The sequence below is a fragment of the Microbispora sitophila genome, from assembly GCF_014892245.1.
Classification (GTDB): Bacteria; Actinomycetota; Actinomycetes; order Streptosporangiales; family Streptosporangiaceae; genus Microbispora; species Microbispora siamensis.
On record NZ_JADBGC010000009.1, the window covers coordinates 349387 to 362375 of the forward strand.

Sequence of the window (12989 nt, forward strand, 5' to 3'; positions counted from 1 at the left end):
GGGAAGGCGCGGACGTAGTCCTCTGCTCAGGCCCGAGTGCCCGCGGTGTAGGACGCGCGGGCGGGCGGGACGGCCGCGCCGGGCCGGGCGAGGGCCTCGTCGAACCGGGTCCAGACGAGCGCGGCCAGGTCGTCGTCCACGCCGAGGGGCGCGCTGACCAGGTCGGCGCCGCCGCTCACCAGCCGGTCGTGGAAGAAGCCGGGCGCGAGCAGATAGGAGGCGACGGCGACGCGCGGGGCGAGGCCGGCCCTGACGCGCTCCAGCGCCTCGGCGAGCGTGGGCGTCCCGGCCGAGGCGAAGGCGGCGGTGACGGGACGCGAGAGCCGTACGGACAGCAGCCGGGCGGCGGCGCGGACGTCGTCGAGCGCGGCGGGGTCGGACGAACCGGCCGCGCCCAGGATCACGGCGTCGCAGGGCCGCAGGCCAGCCGCGGCCAGGCGGCGCGTCAGCACCGAGGTCAGCAGCCGGTGCGGCCCGAGCTGCCCGGCGACGACCGCGTCGGGCCGGGCGCGGGCGACGACGGCCGGCAGGTCGATGTGCGCGTGGTATCCCCCGGCGAGCAGCATGGGGACCACCACGACCGGTCCCGCCACCCGCGACAGCACGTCGGACAGCAGCGGCGCGCTGATCTCCAGGAACGCGAGTTCGACCGGCGCGCCGGGCCGGGCGCGGCGCACCCGGGCCGCCAGGGAGTCCATGACCGACTCCCAGTGGCCGCTGCGCGCCCCGTGCGCCGCCATCACCAGAGTCGGGGTCACCGCTCGTCCCGGCCGCAGGCGAGGCGGTAGCCGCGCTTGACGACGGTCTCGACGATGCCCGAGGGGCCGAGCGCCCGGCGCAGGCGGGTGATGGCCATCTCGACCGCGTGCTCGGCCGAGTCGCGGGAGGGGCCGCCGGGCAGCACGACCCGCAGGTCCGCCCGGTTCACCACGTGCCCGGGACGCTCGGCGAGCCGCTTGAGCACGGCCATCGGGGCGGGCGGCAGCGGCTTGAGCTCACCGTCGACCACCACGGCGTGGCCGCGGATCTCCAGCTCGTGCCCGCCCGCGAGGAGCCGCGTGACGCCGCTTTCCGGCAGGTGGCGGGCGAGGGCCCGGGCGAGCGCGCCGAGGCGGGCCCGGTCGGGCTGGACGACCCGCACGCCGCGCTGGGTCAGCGGCCCGGCCGTGACCGGGCCCACGCAGGCCGCGACCACGCGGGAGTCGAACGCCGCGAGCAGCGCGTCCTCCAGCCCGTCGGCGCGGGCGGCGCCCAGCATGGCCAGCACGGCGGGCGCGCTGGTGAAGGCCACCGCGTCCACCGAGCCGGTGATCGCCTGGCTGATCAGGCGGCGCAGCGGCGAGGTGTCGCGGTAGGGCAGCCACCGGTAGACCGGCACCTCGATCACCTCCGCGCCCGCCTCCCGCAGCGAGGCGACGAAGCCGTCCAGCGGCTCGCCGTGCAGTTGCACGGCGATGCGGCGGCCGTGCAGGTCCTGCGCGAGCAGATACTCCTTGACCTCCTCGCACGACTCCGTGGCCGGCGTCCAGAAGTCCACCAGGCCGGCCGCGCGGACGGCCCCGCGCGCCTTGGGGCCGCGGGCGAGCAGCCGCGCGCCGCCCAGGTGCGCGTTCAGGTCGGCGGACAGGCCCCAGCCCTCCGCCGCCGCCATCCACCCGCGGAACCCCACGCCCGTGGTGATGACCACGTCGTCGACGGGCGCCTCCAGGCAGGCCCGGGTCGCGGCGAGCAGCCCGGCGTCCTCCGCGAGCGGCACGATGCGGATCGCGGGCGCCCGCACGACCCGGGCGCCCCGCCGTTCGAGGAGCGCGGCCAGCTCCTCGCTGCGGCGGGTCGCCGTCACCCCGATCGTGAACCCGGCCAGCGCGTCCGGCGCCGTCTCCAGGCTCGTCGAGGTCTCGTCCACCAGCGCGGTCATACCACGCTCACCTCCACGGTTCCGTCGGTGACTCGAATGGGGTAGGTCGGCACGGCGACACCGGAGTCGTCCGCGCACACGCCCGTCACCAGCGAGAACACCTGCTTGTGCATGGGCGAGGCCACGGTCGGCTCGCCGTTCCTGGTGCCGACGATGCCCCGGGACATCACGTACGCCCCGCTGAACGGGTCGAGGTTGCCCAGGGCGTACAGGGCGCCGTCGAAGGTGCGGAAGACGGCCACCTGCCGGTCGCCGACGAGCACCGCCGCGCCCCGCTCGGGCAGCAGGTCGGTGTAGGAGCAGACCGGGGTCCAGTGGCCGGCGAGGGCCGGCTTCTCGTCGAGGATGGTCATCTGCGGGTCGCCTCCAGTGGAATCAGCACCGGCTTGATCTGGTCGCGTTCGGTCTCGAAGGAGATCGAGGGGTCGGGCACGCCGGGGGCGTTGACGAAGCTGACGAAGCGGCGCAGCTTGTCGGGGTCCTCGATGGTGGCGCGCCACTCGTCGACGTACGTGGACACGTGCCGCTCCATCTGCGCGTCGAGCTCTGCGCAGATGCCGAGCGAGTCCTCCATGATCACCTCACGGAGGTAGTCGAGCCCGCCGTCCAGGTTCTCCAGCCACGCGGCGGTGCGCTGGAGCCGGTCGGCGGTGCGGATGTAGAACATCAGGAACCTGTCGATGGTCCTGACCAGGTCGTCGGTAGACAGGTCGGACGCGAGCAGGTCGGCGTGGCGGGGCTTGAAGCCGCCGTTGCCGCCCACGTAGAGGTTCCAGCCCTGCTCGGTCGCGATGATGCCGAAGTCCTTCGACCGGGCCTCGGCGCACTCCCGGGCACAGCCGGAGACGGCCGACTTCAGCTTGTGCGGCGAGCGCAGCCCCCGGTAGCGCAGCTCCAGGGCGATGGCCAGGCCCACCGAGTCCTGCACGCCGTAGCGGCACCAGGTGGACCCGACGCAGGACTTCACCGTCCGCAGCGCCTTGCCGTACGCGTGGCCGGACTCGAAGCCGGCGTCGACGAGGCGGCGCCAGATGGCGGGCAGCTGCTCGACCCGGGCCCCGAGCAGGTCGATGCGTTGCGCTCCGGTGATCTTCGTGTAGAGCCCGAATTCGCGGGCCACCTCGCCGATCACGATGAGCTTGTCCGGGGTGATCTCGCCGCCCGGGATGCGCGGGACGACCGAGTAGGTGCCGTTCTTCTGGATGTTGGCCAGGAACTGGTCGTTGGTGTCCTGCAGCGCGGCCTGCTCGCCGTCGAGGATGTGGCCGCGGCCGAGGGAGGCGAGGATCGAGGCGACCGCGGGCTTGCAGATGTCGCAGCCGCGGCCGGTCCCATGCTCGGCGATGAGCTGGGAGAACGTCGTGATCCCCCGGACGTTGACGATGTCGAACAGCTCGGCCCTGCTGTGCGGGAAGTGCTCGCACAGCGCCTTGCCGACGTCGACGCCCGACTTCACCAGGATCTGCTTGAGCATCGGCACGCAGCTTCCGCAGGTGGTGCCGGCCCGGGTGCAGTCCTTGATGCCCTGCACGTCGGTCAGGCCCTTGTCGGCGATGGCCGCGCAGATCCTGCCCTTGGTGACGTTGTTGCAGGAGCAGACCTGCGCGTCGTCGGGCAGGTCGACCGACGCCTTGCCCGCGCCGGCGAACAGCAGGTCGCTCGGCGCGCCGGGCAGCGGCTTGCCGACGAACGGCCGCAGCGCGTTGTACGGCGAGGCGTCGCCGACGCAGATGCCGCCGAGCAGGGTCGTGGCGTCGTCGCTGATGAACAGCCGCTTGTAGACGCCGCCCACGGGATCCATGTAGGTGACGTCGAGCGCGCCCGACATGGCCCCGAACTGCGCGACCTCCACGCCCAGCAGCTTGAGCTTGGTGGACATGTCGGCGCCGGTGAAGGCCGCGGACCCGTCCAGGATGCGCTCGGCTGCCACCTCCGCCTGCGTGTTGCAGGGCCCGACGAGGCCGTAGACCATGCCCCCGGCCAGGGCGCACTCGCCGATCGCGTAGATGCGCTCGTCGGAGGTGCGCATGCCCTCGTCGACCACGATGCCGCCGCGTTCGCCGACCTCCAGGCCGCAGGCCCGGGCGAGCTCGTCACGCGGCCGGATGCCTGCGGAGAAGACGACGACCTGAGCGTCGATCGCCTCGCCGTCGGGCTTCACGAGCGACGTGACCCGGCCGTCCGGGCCGGCCTCGATCGAACGCACGCCCGCGCCCGTGTGGATCGTCAGCCCGAGCCCCTCGATGTGCCCGCGCAGCACCGAGCCGCCGCCCTCGTCCACCTGGCGCGGCATGAGCCAGCCGCTCATCTCGATGACGTGCGTGTCCAGGCCGAGCCCGCGCAGGGCGTCGGCCGCCTCCAGGCCGAGCAGACCGCCGCCGATGACCACGCCCGCCCGGGCGTCCCGCGACGCGTCCCTGATGGCGTCCAGGTCGTCGATCGTCCGGTACACGAAGCAGCCCGGCAGGTCCCGGCCCGGCACCGGCGGCACGAACGGCGCCGACCCGGTGGCCAGCACCAGCACGTCGTACGGCTCGCTGTCACCGGCGTCGGTGCTGACGGTGCGGTTCGCGCGGTCGATCGCGGTGACGCGGACGCCGGTCCTGAGCCTGACGCCGTCCGGCACCGGATAGGTGAGGTCCTCGACGCTCTTGCCGCTGAGGTAGGAGGTGAGCGCCACCCGGTCGTAGGCTGGGCGGGGCTCCTCCCCGAAAACGGTGACCGTCCCGTCGAAGCCCCGGCCGGCGAGCGTCTCGATTAGGCGGTGTGCCGTCGGGCCGTGTCCTACAACGACGAGTCTCATGCGCTTACGGTCCTTCATGCGCTCACGCCTTCCTGCTCACACAGCCAGCCGACGATGCCCTCGACCGCGTCACGGCAGCTGCCGCAGCCGGTGGTGGCCCTCGTCGCGGCGGCCACGGCCTCCACGTCCCGCGCGCCGGACTCCCAGCACGCCCTGATCTGGCCCTTCGTCACGTTGTTGCACTGGCAGACCCGGGCCGAGTCCGGCATCCGGGTGGGGCTGTCGGCCACCGCCGCACCGCCCACGCCCGCGAGATCGGGGAACAGCAGCCCGGTGCGGTCGCCGGGCAGGGGTCCTCCGCGGTCGAACAGCTGGGTCAGCGTGCCCACCGCGGAGGTCTCGCCCAGCAGGATCGCGCCGACCAGGCGGCCGTCCCGGATGACGAGTTTGCGGTAGGTGCCCTTGTGCCGGTGGGAGAAACGGACGATCTCCGCCTCGTCCTCCGTCAGCTGGGTCTCCCCCATCGCCGCGAGCTCGACGCTCCTGGCCTTCAGCCGGGTGACCAGCCGCGAGCCCCGGTAGCGCGCTCCCTTGTCGGTGCCGGTGACGAGGTCGGCCACGACCGACGCCTGCTCCCAGCCGGGGGCGACCAGTCCGTAGACGCGGCCCGCGTGCTGGGCGCACTCCCCGATCGCGAAGATCGACGGGTCGTCGGTGCGCAGCTCGTCGTCCACGACGACGCCGCGCTCGACCTCCAGCCCCGCGTCGCGGGCGAGCCCGACGACCGGGCGCACGCCGCAGGCCAGCACGACCAGATCGGCGTCGATCAGCTCGCCGCCGGCGAGTTCCACATGCCGCTCCCGGATCGCGCTCACGGTCACGCCGGTGCGGATGGCGACGCCGAGCGCGCCCAGCGTCTCGCGGAGGATGAGCCCGGCCTCCTCGTCGAGCTGGCGCTCCATCAGGTGCCCGGCCAGGTGCAGCAGCGTCACCGGGACGCCCCGGCCGGCCAGGCCCCGCGCGGCCTCGATGCCGAGCAGCCCGCCGCCGACCACGACCGCGCTGCGCGCGCTCGCGGCGGCCTCCCTGATCCGCTCGCAGTCGTCCAGCGTGCGGAACGCCGTCGCCCGCTCCACGCCGGGGATCGGCGGGACGACCGGCTCGCTGCCCGTGGCGAGCACGAGCACGTCGTACGGCTCGCGCGTCCCGTCGGCGGCGACCACCGTCTGGCAGTCCCGGTCGATGGCGGTGACCTCGACGCCGATGCGGGCGGTCACCCCGTGGTCGGCGTACCAGCGGGGGTCGAGGAGCCGGACCTGGTCCGGGCTCGACGTGCCGGCCACCACGTTCGACAGCAGGACCCGGTTGTACGGCTGCCACGCCTCGGCGCCGAACACAGTGATCTTCACATCCTTGTCCCGGGCGCGGACCTCGCTCACCAGGCGCGAGCCCGCCATCCCGTTCCCCACCACGACCAGCCTCACGCGACACGCTCCCCGTCTTCGGCGCACCGCTCGATCGCGGCGGCGCAGACCTTGAACTCCGGCATCCGCGACATCGGGTCGAGCGCCGGATTGGTGAGCAGGTTGACGCCCTCCCAGTGGAACGGCATGAACACCGTGTCCGGCCGGATCGAGGCGTTCACGCGGGCCACGCCCTCGGCGGCGCCCCGGCGGCTGCGCACCCGGACGCGGTCGCCGGAGGCGACGCCCAGCCGCTCGGCGAGGTCCGGGTGCAGCTCCACGAACACCTCGGGCGACGCCTGCGTGAGCGGGCGGATGCGGCGCGTCTGCGCCCCCGACTGGTAGTGGGCGAGCACCCGCCCCGATGTCAGGTAGAGCGGGAACTCCTCGTCCACGTCCTCGGCGGGCGGGCGGTGCTCCACCGGCACCAGGCGGGCCCGGCCGTCTGGGGTGGCGAAGCCGTCCAGGAACGGACGCGGCGTCCCCGGATGGGGCTCCTCCCCCGGCGTCTCGGGACACGGCCAGAACACGCCGGTCTCGGCCGCGATGCGCTCATAGGTGATGCCGGAGTAGTCGGCGACGCCCCCGGCGGAGGCCAGGCGCAGCTCGTCGAAGACCGTGCGCGGGTCGGCGGGAAACTTCTCGCCGCAGCCGAGCCGCTCCGCGAGGCCCCGGAGGATCTCCAGGTCGCTGCGCGCGCCGGGCGGCGGTGCGGCGGCCTGGCGGCGCAGCAGGACCCGGCCCTCCAGGTTCGTCATCGTGCCCGCCTCCTCGGCCCACTGGGTCGTGGGGAGCACGACGTCGGCCATGGCCGCGGTCTCGGACAGCACGAAGTCCGAGACCACGAGCAGGTCGAGCGCGTCCAGCCGCCGGGCGACGTGCCCGGCGCGGGGCGCGGAGACGACGGGGTTGGAACCGAACAGCAGCAGCGCCCTCGGCCCCTCCGGCGTGCCGAGCGCGTCCAGCAGCTCGTACGCGGACCGGCCGGGGCCGGGCAGGTCGGCGGGGTCGATCCCCCAGACGGCCGCGACGTGCGCCCGGGCCGCCGGGTCGTCGATCTTCCGGTAGCCGGGGAGCTGGTCGGCCTTCTGGCCGTGCTCCCTGCCGCCCTGGCCGTTGCCCTGGCCGGTCACGCAGCCGTAGCCGGAGCCCTCACGGCCGGGCAGCCCGAGGGTGAGCGCCAGGTTGACGAACGCGGTGACCGTGTCTGTGCCCTTGGCGTGCTGCTCGGCGCCCCGGCCGGTCAGCACCATCGCGCGCTCCGCCTCGCCGAGAATACGTACGGCCTCGCGCATGTGCGCGACCGGGACGCCGGTGACGCGCTCCACCCGCTCGGGCCACCAGGCCGACACGGAGGTGCGCACCTCCTCGAAGCCGCTCGTGCGGGCGGCCAGGTAGTCCAGGTCGGCGTACCCCTCGGCGATCGCGATGTGCAGCAGGCCGAGCGCCAGGGCGAGGTCGGTGCCCGGGGTGACCTGCAGGTGCAGGTCGGCCATCTTGGCGGTCTGGGTGAGGCGCGGGTCGACGACGACGAGCCGGCCGCCCGCGGCCCGCATCGCGGACAGGTGGCGCACGAAGGGAGGCATGGTCTCGGCGACGTTGCCCCCGGCGAACAGGACGGCGCCGGCGCGGGCGATGTCGGTGATGGGGAACGGCAGCCCCCGGTCCATGCCGAAGGCCCGGTTGACCGCGGCCGCCGCCGAGGACATGCAGAACCTGCCGTTGTAGTCGATCTGGCTGGTCCGCAGCGCGACCCGGGCGAACTTGCCGAGCTGGTAGGCCTTCTCGTTGGTCAGCCCGCCGCCGCCGAACACCGCCACGGCGTCCGGCCCGTGCTCCGCCCTGATGGCCTCGATCCGGGCCGCGACGTAGTCGAGCGCCTCGTCCCAGCTCACCGGGTCGCCGCGCAGCAGCGGGGTGGTGAGCCGGTCCGGCGAGGTCAGCAGCTCGGCCGCCGTCCAGCCCTTCTGGCACAGGCCGCCGGCGTTGGCCGGGATGTCCTCGCGCGGGGTGATCTCCCCCTTCGCGACGAACATGCCGCACTGGAGCGCGCAGTACGGGCAGTGCGTGGCCGAGCCCACGGTGGTATCCCCAGGCACTGTATCCGTGTGCACCACGGTGCCCGCGGCCTGTGAGATCACAGGACCGGGGGCGTGCAGTGAGATCGGCATGGATCCGATGGTGCTGACAGGCGGTTTCACCGCTGGGTCCCTTCTGTTACCGCTGTGCTACAAGGCGCCAACCGCGCTAACTTCGGCGAGCGCGGCGTGTGAGAGACCCCGTCGTCTCGAAAGCTCACTTGTGCTGTCGCCGCTCGTGAGGCATGAGTCCGCAAAAGGCGGGCGCCCCGCGGGCGCCCGCGAGAGGCCGCGTCTCAGATCCGGGCCGCCGCCAGGCTCGGCGCCGACTTCGCTCCGAGGGTGCGCATGTAGCAGAACCAGGTGAGCGCGAAGCAGACGGCGTAGAAGGCGGCGAAGGCCGCGAGCGCCGCCCCCGCGCCGCCCGTGGCGGAGATGGAGCTGCCGAACCCGCGGTTGATGAAGAACCCGCCGAAGGCGCCCACCGCGGAGATGAACCCGATGGCCGCCGAGGCGTCGCGCTTGCCGGTCGCCAGCGCCGCCTCGTACGCGGGGGTGCCGGGCTCGACGCCGGCCACCGCCTTCGCCCGGAAGATCGCCGGGATCATCCGGTAGGTGGAGCCGTTGCCGACGCCCGCGGTGCCGATCAGCAGCATGAACGCGGCGAAGAACAGCACGAAGTTGCGAGCCGACATGGCCTGCCAGACGAGCAGGACCGAGGCGATCATCGCGGCGAAGTTCCAGAACGTCACCGAGGCGCCGCCGAGCCGGTCCGACAGCCAGCCGCCGACCGGCCGGATGAGCGACCCGACCAGCGGGCCGAGGAACGCCAGCGAGGTCAGCGCGGCGTGCTCGGGAAACTGCGACTTGATGAGCAGCGGGAACGCGGTGGAGTAGCCGATGAACGAGCCGAACGTGCCGATGTAGAGGACCGACATGATCCAGGTCTGCGCGCGGCCGGCCGCCTTGACCATCTCCCTCGGCTCGGCCCTGGCCGAGGTGAGGTTGTCCATGCAGAAGTACGCCCCGGCGGCGGCGGCCAGGACGAAGGGCACCCAGAACAGTCCGGCCGCCGCCAGCCCGAACCCGGCGATGACCAGGGGCATCAGCAACTGCACGGAGCTGACGCCGATGTTGCCGCCGGCCGCGTTCAGGCCGAGGGCGGCGCCCTGCTTGTTCTGCGGGTAGAAGTAGGTGATGTTGGCCATGCTGGAGGCGAAGTTGCCGCCGCCGAGCCCGGCCGTCGCCGCGATGGCCAGGAAGGCCCAGTAGGGCGTGCCCGGGTCGTTCACGGCCACCGCGAGCAGGACGGCGGGCACCAGCAGCAGCGTCGCGCTGACCACCGTCCAGTTCCGGCCGCCGAACCGGGCGGGCGCGAACGTGTAGGGGATGCGCAGCGCGGAGCCCACGAGGTTGGGCAGCGAGACGATCCAGAACAGCTGGTCGGTGGAGAACTTGTAGGCGCCGAGCTTGACCGAGACGATGCTCCAGACGGTCCACAGCGTGAAGCCCAGATGCTCGGCCAGGATCGAGAACACCAGGTTCCGCCGGGCCACCTTCTTGCCGGTGCTCTCCCAGAAGACGGGGTCGTCCGGTCGCCAGTCACCGATCCAGCGGCCCTTCCGGGGTTCTTCTGCGGCCGTGCGCGCCGCCTGCGTCGCCGTCATCGCTCCTCCTGCGTCCTTGTAGCTGGGGCCGGTAACAGAAGCTAGGAAGAGCGCGTTACGCACTTTGACCAAGCGTGACCGTGCGGCAGTTACATGTGCCGCACCCACGAAACATGCAATCCACAGGCATAACGGACGCAACATCGGGTTAACACGGGACTGCCCCTCGCACGGCCCCCGTTTCACCGGTGTGTCGTCCTCCACACCGGCCCGGGCCGGTCGTCGTCACACAAGGTCAGCACATCCGCCATGGCCCGCATGTGGGTATTTCGGGAAATTCCCGCGATCGCGGTAGCGCCATTCCATGACCGGACTACGGCGTTTTCCAGTGCGGCATGGCACGGACATTTCGGTTGACATGTGACCGGTTTTCCGACCGCAGGAATATCCGCGGCGGGGAAAGGGGATATCGATGCCGCCTCCCGCCGGACGAGGGCCCCCGAGGGCCCGCGCGCACTCGGGGAGGACGGATGCCAGCGGTCTCACGCCGCGCGTTTCTTTCGACGGGGCTCCTCTGGTCGGCGTGCCTGCCCGCGGCGATCCTGACCGCGCAGGGCGGGCTCGTCGCGACGGCCACGCCCGTATGGGCCGGGAACCGCCCGCGGCGGCCGCGCGTGTACACCCGGTCGGACTGGAAGGCCGATCCGCCGAGGGGCAAGGCCGAGGTGCTCGACCGGGCGCCCGACCGGCTCGTCGTCCACCACACGGCGACGGCGAACACGGGCGCGACCGACCTCGAGGCGGCCTTCCGGCTGTCCCGGACGATCCAGCGCTACCACATGAAGCACAACGGCTGGGAGGACATCGGCGAGCAGTTCACCGTCAGCCGGGGCGGATACGTCATGGAGGGCCGCAACCGCTCACTGCCTGCCGTCGAGGCGGGCAAGCACGTGATGGGCGCGCAGGCGGCCGACCACAACGACCACACGCTGGGCATCGAGACCGAGGGGACGTACACCTCCTGCCTGCCCCCGGCCCGCCAGCTGTCCGCGCTGACCGCCCTGCTGGCCTGGCTGTGCGACGCCTACGCGCTCGACCCGCACGAGGCCATCGTCGGCCACCGCGACCTCAACCGGACCGCCTGCCCGGGCGACCGCCTCTATGCGTACCTGCCGCGGTTGCGCGACGACGTCGCGCGCCGCCTGGGCGGGCGCGGTTCCCGGCGGGACGAGCCCCCGCCACCGCGTCTCGCGCTGCCCGAGGGTCCGTACGAGGCAGCCGCGCTCATCGGCGACCTACCGCTGGAGCACGGTCCCGCCGTGGGCCCGCACGACCTGACCCGCTGACGGAGGAGGCCGGCGTCAGTTGAGCGCGAGGAGGCTGACGGCGACGGCGGCGGCGCCGAGCCCGGTGAGCTGGCTGCGGTGGATGCGTTCGGCCAGGACGACGCGGGCCAGCAGGACGGTGCCGGCCGGATAGAGCGCGGTGATGACGGCCACGACGGCGAGGTCTCCGCTGCGAGCGGCCAGGAGGAAGGCGAGGTTGGCCAGGGAGTCCAGCATGCCCGCGGCGGCGCACAGGGCGGATGCGGGGCGCCGGTCGCCGAGGCGCTTGCGCAGCAGGGCCGCCGCGGTCAGGACGAGGGCGGAGGAGACGGCGCGGCCGGCGATGATCGGGGCGAGACCGCTGTCGGCGGGGGCCTGATGGAGGCAGATGAGCTGGGCGGCGATGGCGGTGCCCGCGCCCAGGGCCAGCAGCAGGGCGGTGCGGCCGGGACGGGAGGCGCCCACGCCGGGGCCCGCGCTGACCAGGACGACGGCGGTCAGCGCGAGCGGGAGGCCGAGCAGGGCGTAGGTGGTGAGGTGTTCGCCCTGGGCCAGGCCGAGGCCGACCGGCAGGACGGCGGAGACCAGCGCGGTGACGGGGGAAAGCACGCTCATGGGACCGATCGCCAGGGTGCGGTAGAGCAGCGCGAAGGCCGCGGCCGAGGCGGCTCCGGACGCGGCGCCCCAGCCCAGCGCGGCCGGGCTCCAGTGCGCACCGAGGAAGGGCCACAGGACGAGCTCGACGGCGAGGCTGGCGGGAGCCGCGATGACGACGGTGCGCAGGACGTGCGCGCCGCGGGCGCTGAGCCCGCCGAGGAAGTCGGCGCAGCCGTACGCGAGAGAGCTGGCCAGGGCCAGCAGGAGAGCGGTCACAACGCATACCTTTCAGTGGAACGACCGTAAGGTACAATAAAGTGACCGACAGGAGGGATGGCAAGCAGTGGGGCACACGGCGGCGGCTCTACGGGCGGTGGCGTCCAACGTGAAGGCGGCCCGGCTGCGGGCGGGCCTGTCCGTGGAGCAGCTCAGCGCCCGGGCGCAGGTGAGCAAGGGAGCGCTGGTCAGCCTGGAGAATGCCCAGGGCAACCCTAACCTGGCCACGCTGGTGCGCCTCGCCGACGCCCTGGGCATGTCGGTGTCGGCCCTCACCGAGGGCCCCCGGCAGCGCGACATCCAGATCGTCGAGGCCGCCGACGCCGAACCGCTGTGGACCGGAGAGCACGGCGGCGAGGCCCGCCTCATGCTCACCACCAGCGGCCCGGCGCCGGTGGAGGTGTGGCGCTGGCGCCTGCACCCCGGCGAGGCGTATCCCAGCCATCCCCACCCGGCCGGGGTGGTGGAGACCGTCAGCGTCATCCGCGGCTGCCTGGCCCTCGTCCTCGACGGCGTGGAACACCAGGTCCCCACCGGGGCCACCGCGACCTTCGACGGCGGCGTCCCCCACACCTACCGAGGCGGCGGCGCCGAGCCTTGCGAGCTGCTCATGACCGTGCACCTGCCGCCACACACCACCGGCGGCGACCACTGACCGGACATGACCACGTCATGGGGTCGCCTGGGGCTTGGGCGCAGGCCCAACCCGGTCTGGTCCCCGACGCGCGCCAGCAGCGCCGCCGCGCCTGGACCGCATCGGCCCCTGGCAGCCCTGACCCCCACCACTCGCACGCACGCAGGCCCCGCCGACCCGCCACCGGAACAAACGCGACGCCCACCGCACCCGCGTCACCGAGGACTCCGCACAGGTCGCCTTCGTCCTCGAAACCGTCCACACCACCCGTGACGGCCGCCTCCTCACCGCCGCGGCGGAGGAACTGCGAGGCCTGCTCACCCCACACGCCGAACGGACCGGCGTGCA

At 73.2% G+C, this 12989-nt stretch carries 10 protein-coding genes; 2 read left to right on the forward strand and 8 right to left on the reverse strand.

Translation table 11 applies throughout. From position 1 onward, the window contains the following. Positions 1-26: 26 nt before the first annotated feature. From IL992_RS19160 to IL992_RS19190, 7 genes are all read right to left on the reverse strand, one after another. On the reverse strand, positions 27-758 hold the full coding sequence (locus IL992_RS19160; RefSeq protein ID WP_319018666.1) for a sirohydrochlorin chelatase: 732 nt from the start codon (positions 756-758) through the stop codon (positions 27-29). After that, entirely contained in the window at positions 755-1918 is a 1164-nt protein-coding gene (locus IL992_RS19165; RefSeq protein WP_193204704.1) for a uroporphyrinogen-III synthase, read from the reverse strand. The genes IL992_RS19160 and IL992_RS19165 overlap by 4 nt, the downstream gene beginning before the upstream one ends. Beyond that, on the reverse strand, positions 1915-2271 hold the full coding sequence (nirD, locus tag IL992_RS19170; protein ID WP_193204705.1) for a nitrite reductase small subunit NirD: 357 nt from the start codon (positions 2269-2271) through the stop codon (positions 1915-1917). Before nirD ends, IL992_RS19165 begins: the two co-directional genes overlap by 4 nt. After that, positions 2268-4721 (reverse strand): nitrite reductase large subunit NirB, encoded by a 2454-nt coding sequence (gene nirB / locus IL992_RS19175; protein WP_193204706.1) that lies wholly within the window; start codon positions 4719-4721, stop codon positions 2268-2270. Before nirB ends, nirD begins: the two co-directional genes overlap by 4 nt. 14 nt (positions 4722-4735) lie before the next feature. Further along, a complete protein-coding gene (locus IL992_RS19180) occupies positions 4736-6145 on the reverse strand; it encodes an FAD-dependent oxidoreductase (protein WP_193204707.1) in 1410 nt (469 codons plus the stop codon). After that, positions 6142-8295 (reverse strand): molybdopterin oxidoreductase family protein, encoded by a 2154-nt coding sequence (locus tag IL992_RS19185; protein WP_193204708.1) that lies wholly within the window; start codon positions 8293-8295, stop codon positions 6142-6144. The genes IL992_RS19180 and IL992_RS19185 overlap by 4 nt, the downstream gene beginning before the upstream one ends. A gap of 203 nt (positions 8296-8498) precedes the next feature. Further along, on the reverse strand, positions 8499-9869 hold the full coding sequence (locus IL992_RS19190; protein WP_193204709.1) for an MFS transporter: 1371 nt from the start codon (positions 9867-9869) through the stop codon (positions 8499-8501). Between the two features lie 470 nt (positions 9870-10339). Between IL992_RS19190 and IL992_RS19195 the strand changes: the two genes are divergently transcribed. Further along, positions 10340-11155 (forward strand): peptidoglycan recognition protein family protein, encoded by an 816-nt coding sequence (locus IL992_RS19195; RefSeq protein ID WP_193204710.1) that lies wholly within the window; start codon positions 10340-10342, stop codon positions 11153-11155. Positions 11156-11170: 15 nt separating this feature from the next. Here the strand turns inward: IL992_RS19195 and IL992_RS19200 are convergent, their stop codons facing one another. Continuing rightward, positions 11171-12007, reverse strand: coding sequence for an EamA family transporter (locus IL992_RS19200; RefSeq protein WP_193204711.1), 837 nt, complete (start codon positions 12005-12007; stop codon positions 11171-11173). Between the two features lie 67 nt (positions 12008-12074). Here IL992_RS19200 and IL992_RS48415 point away from each other — a divergent pair, with 67 nt between their 5' ends. Beyond that, complete coding sequence (locus tag IL992_RS48415) at positions 12075-12662, forward strand: cupin domain-containing protein (protein WP_193204712.1); 588 nt, start codon at positions 12075-12077, stop codon at positions 12660-12662. The last annotated feature ends 327 nt before the right edge of the window (positions 12663-12989 follow it).